We start from the raw sequence: 13,931 nt of genomic DNA on the forward strand, positions 1-13,931 counted from the left end.
TGCTCGGGATCCGCGTCATCCTGCCGGACCAGGACTGCCGGCCAACCGACATAATGCGCAGTTTGCCAGTATGTCGCCGGAGCCAACGCCATCAGCATGGTGACCGTGTCACGATCGATCGCGATGCAGAAGGACCCAGCTTCGTGCCCGGGCGACAGAAACGCCCGGCCCTTCACCTTGACCGCCGGCATGCCATAGCTGGTTGAAATCCCGGCGCCAGGAAGCGTCAGTGCGTAGGCAACGGCCGCATCGCTGACCCGGCGCGCGATGCGACCATGCTGTGCAGCGCCTTCGGGCTGTCGCGCTCGGCGCTGTATCGCCTGTTCGCGCCACTGGGCGGGGGGTCGGACTATATCCGTCGACGCAGGCTGGAGCGCGCGCGTCTCGCGCTGAACGGAGCGTCGCTCGAACGGGGCGGCATCGGCAAACTCACGCGCAGGTTCGGCTTCTCCAGGGACCATGCCTTTTCGCGTGCCTCCAAGGCCCGGTTTGGGCGCGCGCCCCGTGAGGACGCCCATGGCGCCGGCCGAGCCCGGCGACGACAGTCCGGAGGCTTGGCTACGACGCCTGGACTGGTAGTCACTGACGGTATTTGCGGCCCCGCCAGTGGGCGGTGTGAACGAGCTGATCTGCTTCCGGAAGTCCTGAGCCGTCGCGAGGCGTGAGACCTTCGCAGGCGAGGTTGAGCCGCGTTCGCCGGCTGAGCCACGAAGCGATCTAGGGTCGCTCGCACACGACAATCCACAAAGCGGCTCGAAGGCCCATTGCCTGCTCTGAGCCCAAAGAAAATCTATCAGCTCGGCAGAGATTTGACCGTTTGTGAAGCGTCAGACGACGGCAGATGAAGAGGCGGTGAACCCTGAGATTTCGCAACCGATGAGGACACGATGCGCCGATTGCTCAATCTTGCCGCGACGCTGCTTGCGGCATTCACCATAGCCGGATCCGCGGCTCAAGGCGGCGAAATCAGGGAAGATCGGCGCATCTCCCAGCCATCGCCGGCGCAGTTGGCGGCGGTCGAGTCCCTCGTCAAAATGCCGATCGACGTATTCCAGCCGAGCGTCTTCGCCGGTCCCAACGGGCGCAGCATTCCCTATCGTCTGCTTTCGCCGGCCGCTCAAAGCCAAGCGAAGTTGCCGCTCGTCATCGCACTGCATGCATCGGGTGGGGTTGGCACCGACAATGTCAGCCAGGTTGGGCCTTTCATCCGGAGCTGGGCCGCTCCATCGATCGCCCGTGAATTTCCGGCATACGTCGTCGTGCCGCAATTTCCGACGCGCAGCGCAAACTATACTGGCGAAGGCATCAATCGGGCCGCAGCCCCGAGCGACCATCTTGTCGACGTTTTGGCTTTGGTCGAGGGTTTGAAACAGCGCTTGCCGATCGATCCGCAGCGGGTCTACCTAGTCGGGTTCTCAATGGGGGCGTCAGCGGCGATCATCGCCGCGGCAACGAAGCCCAAGACGTTCGCCGGGGGCGTCGCATTCTCGGGAGTTCCGCCGCAGCGCGGCCTGGCGAAACAAGCGGCGAAGGTCCCGTTCCTGATCGTCCATGGAACCGGCGATCGAGAGAATCCGTATGCCGCGTCGAGATCATGGGCCGATGCGTTGGCCAGGGCCGGCGGTTCGCCCATGTTCGTGACCTATGACGGGATGGACCATAAAGTCAGCCCGGACCAGTTCTTGGCGCCGGAATGGCGCACTTGGCTCTTCAGCCAGCGAGCGCCACGGTAGCGTCGCGCCGCAAGTTGCCCCGGTGGAGCCTAGGGCAACTATGGGGCGGCATCCGGAAAGCCGACAGGGCCCGGCTTTATCCGTTGGCCTGCAGATAGCGCTCGACGAGACGGGCCCACAGCGCGGCGCCGACGGTCAGGCTGTCATCGGCAAAATCATACTGCGCACTGTGGAGGATCGGTGAGTTGAGGCCATTGCCGAGGCGCAGGAAACTTCCTGGCCTGTGCTCGAGGAAATAGGCGAAGTCCTCGCTGCCTGGGATGAGATGGCAGGTCGCTACCTTGTCGGCGCCGACCAGCTCCTCGGCGACCATGCGCGCGAAGGCCGTCTCGGCTTCGGCGTTGACCACGACAGGATAGCCGCGCTCGTAGTCGATCTCGATCGACGCGCCGTGGCCTTCCGCGACCGAGCGGGCGAGCCTGACGACGCGCTCCTCCAGCAGGTCGCGGATCTTCGGCTCGAAGGAGCGTACGCTGAGCGCCAGCCTGGCCTCTTCAGGGATGACGTTGACGGCCTGGCCCGCATGGATAGTGCCGACCGTGACGACAGCCGTCTGTGTCGGGTCGATATTGCGTGAGACGACAGTCTGCAGCGCGACCACGAGATGGCAGGCGACCACGACCGGGTCGATGGTCAGATGCGGGCGCGAGGCATGGCCGCCCTTGCCCCTGATCGTGATGGTGACCGTGTCGGCGGCGGCCATCATCGGGCCGGATCGCAGCAGGATCGTGCCCTCCGGCGCGCCGGGATGATTGTGCAATCCGAAGATCGCATCGAAGGGGAAGCGCTCGAACAGCCCGTCGGCAATCATGGCCTGGGCGCCGCTGATCTTGCCTGCCTCCTCGGCCGGCTGGAAGATCAGCGTCACCGTGCCGTCGAAGCGGCGGGTGCGGGCGAGGTATTCGGCCGTACCGAGCAGGACGGCAGTGTGCCCGTCATGGCCGCAGGCGTGCATCTTGCMGGGCCGAAGGCTGGCATAAGGAAGGCCGGTCTCTTCGGTGATCGGCAACGCGTCCATATCGGCGCGGATCGCGATGCTGCCCTTGCCGGTGCCGCTGCTCAGGCGCGCCACGACACCATGGCCGCCGACATTGCGGGTTACCTCGTAGCCCCAGGCCGTAAGCTTGTCGGCGACATAGCGCGCGGTCTCGATCTCCTCGTGGGAGAGTTCCGGGTTGGCGTGAAGGTAACGGCGCGTCGCCCTGAGATCGGCCTCCATGGCCTCGAAATCGGAGACGCGGGCGAAGCTGTTGTCGAGCGCGGACATGATCTATCTCGGTCTTTGCGGATGCGACCCGGCACTGGCCGGATTACTGCGGCTAGCGCATCGGTCCGAAACGCGGATCGCGGTTTTCGGGAATGCCGATGCAAACAAAGGAGGTCAGAGGAAGCGCGACAGGAAGGCCTGGGTCCGCGGATGGCGCGGATTGTCCATCACCTCTTCCGGTCGGCCCATTTCGACGATCTTGCCGCCATCCATGAACACCACCCGGTCGGCGGCCTCGCGCGCGAAGCCGATCTCGTGCGTGACCACGATCATGGTGAGCCCCTGGCGGGCGAGATCGCGCATCGTCGCCAGGACTTCGCCCACCAGTTCGGGGTCGAGCGCCGATGTCGGCTCGTCGAACAGCATCAGTTTCGGCTTGATCGCCAGGGCGCGGGCGATGGCGACGCGCTGCTGCTGGCCGCCGGAGAGCTGGCGCGGATAGCTTGCCGCCTTGTCGGAAAGGCCGACCCGATCAAGCAGGTCGAGAGCCTCGGCCGTCGCGTCCTTGCGGCTCACGCCATGGACGCCGATCGGCGCCTCGATGACGTTCTCCAGCGCCGTCATGTGCGGATAGAGATTGAACTGCTGGAAGACCATGCCGATCTTGCGGCGCTGGCGCGCGATGCCATTGCCCGTGAGCTTCTGCAGCCGGCCGTTGCGCATCCGGTAGCCGATCTGCTCGCCATCGACCTCGATGAAGCCCCGGTTGATGGCTTCGAGATGGTTGATGCAACGCAGGAAGGTCGACTTGCCCGAACCCGAAGGCCCGAGGATGACGACGACCTCACCCGGCATCACGTCGAGGTCTATGCCCTTGAGGACCTCGAGATGGTCGAAGGACTTGTGGATGTCGCGGGCCCTGACGAGCGGCGTGGTCGCTGCAGCGGCGGTCAATGGCTTGCCTCCTGCACGGCCGGCAGCGGAGCAGCCGCGCCGTCGCGGCGTTCGCCTCGGCTGTAATAGCACTCGATATAGCTCTGGCCGACATTGAGGATCGAGGTGATCAGCAGGTACCAGAGGACCGCAACCAGCAGCATCGGGATGATCTCGAAGGTGCGGTTGTAGATCGACTGAACCGAGTAGAGCAGATCGGCCATGGCGATGACGCTGACGAGCGAGGTCGCCTTGATCATGCTGATGAGCTGGTTCCCGGTCGGCGGCACGATCGAGCGCATGGCTTGGGGAATGATGATCCGCCGCAGCGCCCGGCCCTTGGTCATGCCGAAGGCCTCGGCGGTCTCGGCCTGGCCGCGATCGACCGAAAGCAGGCCGCCACGGATGATCTCCGCCATATACGCCGCTTCGTTCAGCGCGAGGCCGACGATGGCAGCGGTGACGGGGGTGATGACCGAGTTGGTTTCCCAACTCGCCAGGGTCGGCCCGAACGGGATCGCGAGCGAGATCTGGGGGAACAGCGTCGAGAGATTGTACCAGAAGATCAGCTGCACGAGCAGCGGCGTGCCACGGAAGAACCAGATGAACAGCGACGCGGAGGAGCTCGCGAGAGTGTCCTTCGACAACCGCGCGATCGCCAGGACGAGCCCGAGCGCGGTGCCGATCACCATGGCGACGACCGTCAATCCGAGGCTGACCGAGAGGCCGTTGAGCACGGTGCGGTCGAGGAAATAGGCGGCGACGACCGGCCAGCCGAAATTCTCGTTCCTGGCGACGATCAGGCCGAAATCGACGACGATTATGGCCGTGACCGCCCAGAGGATCAGGCGGCCGATCGGGAACGGGGCGTGCGCGTTGGTCACGTCCCTCGGGTCGGCGCCGCCGGAGCGCGGCGCGGTCATCGCGGGCGTGCCGCTCATTTCGGCAGGGCCCCACCGAGATTGAGGCCGGGCTCCTTGGGCATGTTGTTCTCGAGGCCCCATTTCTTCATGATCGCGGCATAGGTGCCGTTATCGATCAGGATCTTGACGGCATCGCGCAGGACCGGGCCGAGTGGCGAGCCCTTGGGAACGACGGCGCCCTGATAGAGATCCTCAAACCCGTTGCGTGCACCGACGCCGGTGAGTTCAAGCTGGCCGTTGGCCTGAGCGACGAAATAGGTGAGGGGCGCCTGCGAGGAGAAGAAGGCATCGGCGCGCTTGGAGCGGACTGACAGGATAGAGCTCGGCTGATCGGAGTAGGACTGCACCTCGATGGGGCTCTTGCCGTCCGCCTTGCACTTCTCTGCCTGGACCTGGATGACGCGCTCGGCCGAGCCGCCGGCCATGACGGCGATGCGGTTGCCGCAGGCGGTGTCGAGCGAGGTGATGCCCTTGGGATTGCCCTTCTGCACGGCGAAGACGACGAATTCCTGGACCCAGTCGACGAAGTCGTTGGCTTCCTGCCGGCTCTTAAAATCGCCGACCGGGCCGAAGGCGAACTGGTAGCGTCCGGCATTCACGCCGGCGAGCAGGGCAGGCAGGCCTCCCACCGTCGCATGCTCGATCGTGACGCCCAGAACCTGACCGATGGCATCGGTGAGGTCGGAACTCGCACCACTCATCTCGGTGCCGGTGACGATCTCGTAGGGCGGGAAGGAGCCGTTATTGACCGAAATCATCTTGCCCTTGCTGCGCAGCGTCTCAGGCAGGCGCGCCCGCAGCTCCTCGTTGACCGTCTGCTTCGCGATCGTGCCCTGCTGGGCCAGCGCGGATCCGGCCAGCGTCAATCCGGCGAAGGCGATGGAGGCAATCAATCTGAAATACATGGTGCTACTCCMCATTCTTGTCTGAACTTGCAGGCCGGGCGGTGGCGCCGGCCTGTCGCAACGCTTCTCGGGCGTGTCAGCGGGTCCGCGCTTGCCGCGGGAAGAGCTCGGCCGGTGTCAGCAGGCGCGGCAGGATCTTCTGCTCATGGAGCTCGGTCGCGAAATCGGCGATCATGACTTCGTTCTCGGCGAAACCGCTCGCGCTCCACGAAGAGGGCAGATCGCGGGCGCAACGGCGCAGCTCGTCGAACATCCAGGGTGTCGTATCGGCGTATTTCTCGCGCTTCTCGAGCCAGAGCCGCTGCGACTCGTCGATCAACGCACTGAGCTCGTCCATGATCCAGGGGTGGTCGCGGACGAATTCGGCTTTGAAGCCGATCAGGTGCATGCCCGGGATGTAGCCGACCTCGTGGAAATAGGTGGTCTCCGCCGCCCGGAAATCCTCGAGCACCTGACGGAACGGCGAGGCCGGATCGAAGAAGCCCTTGGGCATGAAGGGAGTGAAGACGGCATCGAGCCCGCCATCCCGCAGGAGATCCACCATCGGGCGCTCACCCGGAGCAGCCTCGATCCGACCGGGACGACCGAAGCCGTCGAGGCGGTCGGTGATCGGGTGAGCCTCGGTCAGGCGCCCGGCATACCACATGGCGTCCTCGACGCCGACGCCTTCGCGGCGCACGGCGGCGCGGGTCCAGGTGTTGCCGGAATCGCGCCAGCCGGTGACGCCGATCTTCTTGCCGGCAAGGTCGGCGAGCGTGCGGATCGCGCTGTCCTTGGTGGTCACGATGCAGCGATGGCGAAAACCGCGCATGATGAAGTTCGGCATGCCGACGATCTTGTCGTCGCCGTCATGGCGCAGCTGGGCATAGCGGCTGAATGACAGCTCTGCGGCATCGTAAGCTTCGTCGGTGGCCAGATCGCCGACCAGTGTGCCGACGCGATCGACCTGGATCTTCAGCCGGGGCGAGGAGACGTCGCCAAGAACGAGCGGGGTCATATAGTCCCAATCGCGGAGTGCAAGGCGCAGCGTCACAGCCATGTTGGCAACTCTGAAAAGCTCTCGACAGGCCAAGTGCTAAATGTTCAAAAATGACTGCGCAAATGTTATTATGTTATTGAACATTAAATGGCCGGCAGATGAACAGCTCGATCAGCGCCGACTGGCTCGCAAGGACGATCGTTGATCGCAGCATCCGGGGCATCGCCCTGGAGACCAGCGCGCTGATCAGGGCGGGGGCGCTGCCTGTCGGGGCGCGGCTGCCGGCGATCCGCGACATCGCCTACGAAATGAAGGTCAGTCCCGCGACGATCTCCGAGGCCTGGAGCGAATTGCGCCGCCAGAAGATCATTCGCGGCCGGGGGCGCAACGGCACCTGGGTCAGTGGGGACCGCTTCATCGCCCAGCCGGAACGGCTGGCGAGCTCCGGCGACTACGGCGCCGGCGTGCTGAACCTGTCGCTGGCAATTCCCGACACAGCCCTGCTGCCACCGCTCGCAGAGGCGCTGGCCCATGGCGCAACGGTCGACAAGCTCAACAGCTATGAACGGAGCCGGGTCGTACCGGAACTGCGCGAGGCGGCCGAAGCGTGCTGGCCCTATCGGCCGGAAGCATTCCTCGCCACCAATGGCGGCTACAATGCCGTCTACAATACCCTGCGCGCCCTTGTGACGCCGGGCTCGGCCGTCGCGATCGAGCATCCGACGGCCATGCGGCTGCTCGATATCCTCGAGGATCTTGGCGTCAGGATCGTGCCTGTGGCCTGCGACGAGCACGGCCCCCTGCCGGCCTCGCTCCGCGCCGCGGCGAAGGAACGGCTTGCTGCATTCGTGTTCCAGCCGAGACTGCACTCGGTTACGGGGCAGACGGTCAGCGCTGAGCGGCTCGCGCTGATCGGCGACATCCTTGCGGAGAGCGATGCGCTGATCATCGAGGATGACGGCGTGGCCGACATCTCGGGGGCACCGCCCGCGTCACTCGGCGTGCGCTTTCCGGAGCGCACCATCCATATCGTCTCCTATTCGAAGACCCTCGGGCCCGATCTGCGGCTCGCGGTGCTGTCGAGTTCGGCTGCGATTGTCGAACAGGTCCAGTCCTACCGGGCCTTCAGCGCGGGCTGGACGAGCCGCCTGCTCCAGGGCGCAACCTCCTGGCTGCTGCGTGACGAGGCGAGCCGGGATATCGTGGCGAAGGCTCGCATCATCTATAAGCAGCGGCGCGACAGGCTCGCTGAAGCGCTAGCCGCGCGCGGCATCCACACCGCGCCCGGAAGCGGCCTTTGCCTGTGGGTTCCGATCATCTCGGAGCCCTTCGCCATGGTGACGCTCGCCGCGCGCAACATCGCGGTCAATCCCGGCAGCAAGTTCTCGGTCCTCCCCAGCGCCCATATCCGCGTCGCGACCGCGACCCTGACCGATCGCTATGAGGAAGTCGCCGATGCGATCGCTCTCGCCCGGTCCCCCTGATCGCGGGAACGGGGCTGCGTTCCGGTGCTGGCGGATGCCGGGGTTTGCGCTATAGCCGGAAGTATCGTCAGCCAGCCGGATTGCCGCCCATGTCTGCCCGCGCCCGTTCCCTTGGTTTGATCTGCGGCTCGCTGCCGCCCGGCCCACTCAATGCGATTACCGATGTTGCCGGCGTCCGTGTCGGCCACAGGACCATTCGCGACGGGGATATCCAGACCGGGTTCACGGCCATCCTGCCCCACGGCGACGATCTGTTCCGCGAGAAACTGCGCGCCGGTGTCGATGTCATCAACGGCTTTGGCAAGAGTGCCGGGCTGGTGCAGGTCTCCGAACTCGGCCAGATCGAAACCCCGCTTCTGCTGGGAAACACATTGTCGGTCGGAACTGGCTTCAATGCCCTGGTCACGCGCGCGCTCGCGGCCAATCCCGACATTGGCCGGACGACCGGAACGGTCAATCCGGTCGTGCTCGAGTGCAATGACGGTTTTCTCTCAGACATTCGGGCGCGCGTTCTGAGCGAGAGCGACGCCTTCGCGGCACTTGATGCTGCTATGGCAGGCCCGGTCGAGGAGGGCGCCGTCGGCGGCGGGACCGGCATGAGCGCCTTTGGTTTCAAGGGCGGCATCGGCACGGCCTCGCGCCTGCTCAGGCTGGACGGCAGGGATTATACGCTCGGCGTGCTGGTCCAGGCCAATTTTGGCAATGCGGGAGACCTGGTTCTGCCTGATGGCCGCCGGCCCGTTCCGCCCGCCATGCCGCACGCGGCCGCGCCCGAGCGTGGGTCCGTCATCATCGTGGTGGCGACCGATATTCCGATGGAGTCGCGGCAGCTGACGCGCGTTGCCAGGCGGTGCGGTGCGGGGCTGGCGCGGCTCGGCGCATTCTGGGGCAATGGCAGCGGCGATATCGCGCTGGCCTTCAGCACGGCCGGCCGCATCAGCCATCATGAGCGCGCCGATCTCGCGCCGATGGTCGTGCTCAACGAGAATCGAATCGATCTGCCGTTTCGCGCGGCCGCCGAGGCGACCCAGGAGGCCGTCCTCAACGCCATGCTCGCCGCGCCGGCGGTGGCGGGGCGAGACGGTCATGCGAGGTCTTCGCTCGCCGACGTTCTCGCCCGCTCCTGAGGACTCGCTGTCGCCCGTCGCAATCAGGCCGGTTGCGGCGCGCCATCGGCCGGATCGCGGACGGCCTGAACCGTCAGCCGCTTCACGTCGCCGCTGCGCGTCGTCCAGTTGATGGATTGGCCGACCGAGAGGCCGATCAGAGCGGTCCCGATCGGGGTCAGGATCGAGATCTTGCCCTGGGCAATGTCGGCTTCGGGCGGATAGACCAGGGTGACGGTCGTGGTCTTGCCCGTGACCTCGTCCTGGAACAGCACTTCGCTGCCCATGCGGACGGCGTCGGCAAGCTGGCGCCCCTTGGCGAGAACGCGGGCGCGCGCCACTTCGTCCGCGAGTTCCGCGGCGACATCGGGAAAGGTGTTGGTCGCCGCAATCGCGAGCTGGGTGAGCTTCTCGTGATCGATTGCGGTCAAGGTGATGCGGGGCTTTGCCCCGCCGGAGGTCCGGTTGGTCATGTGAACATCGTCCTGAATGAATGCGCGCCCGCAGGCCTCGCGTAGCAGTGGAAAATTGCGCGCAGGCGAGCTTGCACGATGCCGGACAATGGCGTCGGGGGGCTCTCTGCCTTCGGCAGACGCTTTCGTCGCTTGCGCTGATGGATGGGTTTGCGGGGCGTTGCCCGCTTCGACCTTAAGTCCGGAATGATGCCGATTCGGCGCCGGAAGGCCGACCGCCCCGAACCCGAGGCGCGCGGCGCGACGAATCCGGGGCTAGTTGCCCGCGATCAGGTTACCTGCCCGGTGCAGGCCGCGACGGAAATTGGAGAAGCGCGCCATCATGTCTCATGACTTAGGCTCGCCGCCCGAATTGTCAAATCACAAGCCTGCCGGAAGGCCGCGGTCGCGGAGCGCAACGCTGCTCTGAAACTTGGGGCAAGGCAGGCGGGCCGACTCCGTCAGGCCCGATCACGACGCTCGATCATCAGGCCGGTATCGCATCCGGTCCATGATCCAACCTTCTGTGTTTGCATCGGCATTCCCGAAAAACCGCAATCCGCTTTTCGGGCCGCTGCCTTAGGCCGCAGCGCTGTAGGGGCCGAGCTGCGCGGCGTGCCGCCGCACGAGTTCCAAACCGAATTCCGTCGGGCGCAGAGCGGGGGACCGGTCGTGAATGGCAAGACCGGCGCGCTCGCCGAAGAGGCGCTTGCCGTAGCAGAGCAGGCTCTCGATCGACTGCATGATGAAGACGATTGCAGGCGAGACGTCGCGATAGGCGGCCTCCGCGCTGGGCTCGTCTCCAGCCATGAAGTGGTTATAGGCGCGTAGCGAGTGATCGATCGTGTCGGGGGCCAGGATCATGCCCGCGCAGCCGGCGCGCAGGTTGTCGACCAGTTCGAGGCCGCCGCGACCGTTGAAGACGGGAAGCCGCCCTTCCGTGGTCGTGATCAGCTGCCGAATGTCCACGGCTGGGCCTTCACCCTTGATCAAGCTGATATTCGGATGGCGCGACACCAGTTCGCGGATGTCTTCGGCCGAGAGGCCGCGCCCCATATAGGCCGGTGCATTCTGGATCGCGACGGGCAGGGAGGTCGCGTCAGCGACCCGGCCGAAGAAGCGGATATATTCAGCCGCTCCAAAACTGCCGACCATCGGCGGCTGCAGGATGACCCAGTCGGCCTTCGCAGCCTCGGCTGCCCTGACCTGCTCGATCTGTTCCGCGACGGACGAACCGTAGATCGTGAAGGCGAGCGGCACGCGTCCGGCAGTGTCCTCGGAAACCCATTCCATCAGCGCCAGGCGCTCGGACTGGGTCAGTTTGGACACTTCGGTGGCGAGGCCGAGCGCGGCCATGCCGTGCACGCCCAGCGCAAGGCAAAGCTCCGTCTGGCGGCGCATCGCTGCCCGGTCAAGCCGCTCCTGCTCGTCGAACAAGGCGTAGACCATGGCATGAATGCCGGCGAAAGGCGGCGCGAAGCCCATCTCGTATCCTCACGGTAGCGTATCGTTTCGAAGATCAGATGTTAAACATCAGATGAATGGTTGCAAGCGAAACCCGAGCGTGGCAATTTCATGAAAATGGAGGGTCGAATGTCCCAGGCTCATGGCATGCGGAAAGGCGCGAAGCCCGGAAAGATCGGCGCGATGGTCTCCGCGCTCGGCGCTGCGATCGTGCGCGGCGAGATCGCGCCGGGGGCGGTACTGCCTCCCGAGCACGAACTGGAGGCGCATTACCGGGTTGGCCGCAGCGTCGTCCGCGAGGCGATGAAGACGCTGACTGCGAAGGGGTTGGTGAGCGTCCGCCCGCGCCACGGCACGCATGTTCGTCCGGCCCAGGACTGGATGCTGCTCGACAGCGATGTCCTGGGATGGGTGCGGAACAGCGGGGGGCTCGACCGCAGCCTGTTGCTCGCATTGGAGGAAACCCGCGCGATCATCGAGCCGGCAGCGGCTGCCCTCGCGGCGCAGCGCGCATCGCCTGAGGATGTCTGGCGGATCAATGCCGCGCTTGCGGCGATGGACGACGGCCAGTTCGACCCGCAGGCAGCGATTGCGGCGGACAAGGCTTTTCACCTCGCCATTCTCGAGGCCACACATAACCCGGTGCTGCGCAGCTTTCGCGGCGCAATCGATGCGATCCTGAGCGCCATCTTCGACATCACCGTCGGCGTCTTCACCGGCAACCTGCCGAACCATGCCGCCGTTGCGCGTGCGATCGAGGCCCGCGACGCAAAGCAGGCGCGCGAAGCCATGGAAGTCCTGCTTGGTTACACCTACGGGCACCTGCTCTCGGACGGCGCAATAACGCCGCCGGATCTCAAGAAATCCACCCTTGGAGAAACGCCATGACATTCAAGACCCTGATGCTCGCCGCAGCGATGACGGCGACGAGCCTTGCCGCGTCCGCCGCCTGGCCGGAGCGGCCGGTCACCCTGATCGTGCCCTGGGCCGCCGGCGGCGGCACCGATGCCGTTGCCCGCATTCTCGCGGCGGGGCTGGAGAAGGAGCTCGGCAAGCCGGTCAATGTCGTCAATCGCACCGGTGGTGGCGGCGTCGTCGGCCATACCGAGATCGTCAATGCCAAGCCGGACGGTTACACGATCGGTCTGGCCACCGCCGAGGTGACGACCTTCTACTGGTCGAACACCGCACCCTTCACCTATGAGAAGCTGACGCCGCTGGCGCTGGTGAACTTCGATTCCGCCGCGTTCAACGTCGCGTCCAACAGCCCCTGGGCCAATCTGCGCGCGGCGCTGGACGACATCCGCAAGCAGCCGGTCGGCCATTTCAAGATGTCGGGCATGGCGGCAGGAGCCGCCTATCACCTCGCTTTTGCCGGGCTGCTGCAGCTCGAGGGCATCGACCCGAAGAGCGTCGTCGTCGTGCCGAGCCAGGGTGCGGCGCCTGGTTTCCAGGAGCTGGCTTCCGGCGGCGTGCAGATCGTCCCGTCATCGCTGCCCGAGGGCAAGCCGATGATCGATGCCGGCCGCGTCAAGTCGCTGGCCGTGCTCTCGAAGGAGAAGATCTCGGCCTTCCCGTCGGTGCCGACGGTCAAGGACGCGATCGGCAAGGACTATGAGGGCGGTACCTGGCGCGGCCTTGCGGCTCCCGCCAATCTGCCGGCCGAGGTCACGGCACGTCTTGTCGAGGCGACCGACAAGGTGGCGAATTCCGACAGCTACAAGGGCTTCCTGGCCGAGCGCGGCTTTGGCTATGCCTTCGCCAAGGGGCCGGCCTTCGGCAGCTTCCTCGCCGAGCAGCACAAGCGCAATGGCGAGATCATGGGCGCGCTCGGCCTGCGCCTGCGCCAGTAGCGCCAGCCGAATCCAGCCCGGCCCCGCGCCGGAGCATGACGCGGCGCTGGCTTCGGCGCGCCGCGTCCACCCCATCGTGTCCTTCGCGCCGGGCAGGTCTCCATGAAATTCAACGATCTCTTCGCCGGGCTGGTGTTTCTCGGGCTGGCCGCGCTCGTCGCGACGGCATCCTGGCATCTGCCGAACCCTTCGCAGCAACCGCTGGGCCCCTCGGCCTTCCCGCTGATCCTGTCCGGATTGCTGGCGCTTTGCGCCGCGATCCTCGGGGTCAATGGCGCTCGCGCGGTCGACCGCGGCCCGATGCTGGCCCTGGCCGACTGGGCACGCAGCCCTGCGGCGTTGATGAAGCTCGCGCTCGTGCCGGCCGCAGTGCTGTTCTACCTCTGGTTCTCGGAGGTGTTGGGCTTCCTCATCACGGCACCGCTGATCCTCTTCGTGCTGTTCATGGCGGGCGGGGTCCGGCCGGGCCTGGCACTCGCGCTCTCCCTGCTCGCGGCGCTTGCGATGCATTCGATCTTCTATCTCGGTCTCGGCGTGCAGCTGCCGTGGGGGCCCCTCGAACCGATCCGCTGGTGAGGCTGCCATGCTCGATGCCTATGTCACCGCGCTGGGGATGGTGCTCGATCCCTATGTGCTCGCTGTCATCACCGCCTCGGCCATTTACGGCCTCATTGTCGGATGCATTCCCGGCCTGTCCGCCACGATGGCGACAGCGCTTCTGGTGCCGCTGACCTTCTTCATGCCGCCCGTCCCGGCCATCGCCGCGATCGTCACGACCAGTACGATGGCAATCTTTTCCGGCGATATTCCGGGCTGCCTGCTGCGCATTCCCGGCACGCCGGCCTCGGCGGCCTATGTCGACGATTCCTACCAGATGACGCTGCGGGGCGAG

General features: G+C 65.7%; 15 protein-coding genes and 1 pseudogene. 8 read left to right on the top strand and 8 right to left on the bottom strand.

Going from position 1 to position 13,931, the window contains the following annotated elements; genetic code table 11:
- Positions 1–191, bottom strand: a pseudogene (locus AC1D34_RS22960) (MmcQ/YjbR family DNA-binding protein); the annotation flags it as partial.
- A gap of 84 nt (positions 192–275) precedes the next feature.
- On the opposite strand from AC1D34_RS22960, the gene AC1D34_RS22965 reads away from it, so the two are divergent.
- Together AC1D34_RS22965 and AC1D34_RS22970 are read left to right on the top strand one after the other, a co-directional pair.
- A complete protein-coding gene (locus tag AC1D34_RS22965; RefSeq protein WP_441492373.1) occupies positions 276–665 on the top strand; it encodes a helix-turn-helix domain-containing protein in 390 nt (129 codons plus the stop codon).
- A gap of 231 nt (positions 666–896) precedes the next feature.
- Positions 897–1,733: a carboxylesterase family protein gene (locus AC1D34_RS22970; protein ID WP_476825431.1), complete on the top strand. Its 837-nt coding sequence runs from the start codon at positions 897–899 to the stop codon at positions 1,731–1,733.
- 76 nt (positions 1,734–1,809) lie between these two features.
- On the opposite strand, the gene AC1D34_RS22975 is transcribed toward AC1D34_RS22970, so the two are convergent.
- The 5 genes from AC1D34_RS22975 to AC1D34_RS22995 all read right to left on the bottom strand — a co-directional run bounded on the left by AC1D34_RS22975 (position 1,810) and on the right by AC1D34_RS22995 (position 6,740).
- Positions 1,810–3,000, bottom strand: a complete 1,191-nt coding sequence (locus tag AC1D34_RS22975) for a M20 aminoacylase family protein (RefSeq protein WP_476825432.1) — start codon at positions 2,998–3,000, stop codon at positions 1,810–1,812.
- Positions 3,001–3,114: 114 nt separating this feature from the next.
- Entirely contained in the window at positions 3,115–3,894 is a 780-nt protein-coding gene (locus AC1D34_RS22980; protein ID WP_441492376.1) for an amino acid ABC transporter ATP-binding protein, read from the bottom strand.
- A complete protein-coding gene (locus tag AC1D34_RS22985) occupies positions 3,891–4,814 on the bottom strand; it encodes an amino acid ABC transporter permease (protein WP_476825433.1) in 924 nt (307 codons plus the stop codon). The genes AC1D34_RS22980 and AC1D34_RS22985 overlap by 4 nt, the downstream gene beginning before the upstream one ends.
- On the bottom strand, positions 4,811–5,701 hold the full coding sequence (locus AC1D34_RS22990; RefSeq protein WP_476825434.1) for an ABC transporter substrate-binding protein: 891 nt from the start codon (positions 5,699–5,701) through the stop codon (positions 4,811–4,813). Before AC1D34_RS22990 ends, AC1D34_RS22985 begins: the two co-directional genes overlap by 4 nt.
- Positions 5,702–5,777: 76 nt before the next feature.
- On the bottom strand, positions 5,778–6,740 hold the full coding sequence (locus AC1D34_RS22995) for a nitrate ABC transporter substrate-binding protein (RefSeq protein WP_476825435.1): 963 nt from the start codon (positions 6,738–6,740) through the stop codon (positions 5,778–5,780).
- A 98-nt stretch (positions 6,741–6,838) separates the two neighbouring features.
- Here AC1D34_RS22995 and AC1D34_RS23000 point away from each other — a divergent pair, with 98 nt between their 5' ends.
- Together AC1D34_RS23000 and AC1D34_RS23005 are read left to right on the top strand one after the other, a co-directional pair.
- Positions 6,839–8,164, top strand: coding sequence for an aminotransferase-like domain-containing protein (locus AC1D34_RS23000; RefSeq protein WP_476825436.1), 1,326 nt, complete (start codon positions 6,839–6,841; stop codon positions 8,162–8,164).
- 89 nt (positions 8,165–8,253) lie between these two features.
- Positions 8,254–9,291 carry a DmpA family aminopeptidase gene (locus AC1D34_RS23005; RefSeq protein WP_476825437.1) on the top strand — a complete coding sequence of 346 codons (1,038 nt, stop codon included), beginning with the start codon at positions 8,254–8,256 and terminating at the stop codon, positions 9,289–9,291.
- 23 nt (positions 9,292–9,314) lie between these two features.
- Here the strand turns inward: AC1D34_RS23005 and rnk are convergent, their stop codons facing one another.
- Positions 9,315–9,743 carry a nucleoside diphosphate kinase regulator gene (gene rnk, locus AC1D34_RS23010; RefSeq protein WP_441492382.1) on the bottom strand — a complete coding sequence of 143 codons (429 nt, stop codon included), beginning with the start codon at positions 9,741–9,743 and terminating at the stop codon, positions 9,315–9,317.
- Positions 9,744–10,301: 558 nt separating this feature from the next.
- On the bottom strand, positions 10,302–11,207 hold the full coding sequence (locus tag AC1D34_RS23015; RefSeq protein WP_441492383.1) for a dihydrodipicolinate synthase family protein: 906 nt from the start codon (positions 11,205–11,207) through the stop codon (positions 10,302–10,304).
- Between the two features lie 108 nt (positions 11,208–11,315).
- On the opposite strand from AC1D34_RS23015, the gene AC1D34_RS23020 reads away from it, so the two are divergent.
- The 4 genes from AC1D34_RS23020 to AC1D34_RS23035 all read left to right on the top strand — a co-directional run.
- Positions 11,316–12,074: a FadR/GntR family transcriptional regulator gene (locus AC1D34_RS23020; RefSeq protein WP_476825438.1), complete on the top strand. Its 759-nt coding sequence runs from the start codon at positions 11,316–11,318 to the stop codon at positions 12,072–12,074.
- Complete coding sequence (locus AC1D34_RS23025; RefSeq protein WP_476825439.1) at positions 12,071–13,039, top strand: tripartite tricarboxylate transporter substrate binding protein; 969 nt, start codon at positions 12,071–12,073, stop codon at positions 13,037–13,039. The genes AC1D34_RS23020 and AC1D34_RS23025 overlap by 4 nt, the downstream gene beginning before the upstream one ends.
- 102 nt (positions 13,040–13,141) lie before the next feature.
- Positions 13,142–13,615 carry a tripartite tricarboxylate transporter TctB family protein gene (locus AC1D34_RS23030; protein ID WP_441492386.1) on the top strand — a complete coding sequence of 158 codons (474 nt, stop codon included), beginning with the start codon at positions 13,142–13,144 and terminating at the stop codon, positions 13,613–13,615.
- Between the two features lie 37 nt (positions 13,616–13,652).
- The coding region (locus tag AC1D34_RS23035) for a tripartite tricarboxylate transporter permease (protein WP_476825440.1) at positions 13,653–13,931 on the top strand (279 nt) is incomplete at its 3' end.

It is taken from the genome of Allobosea sp. P1_A7 (genome assembly GCF_056406775.1).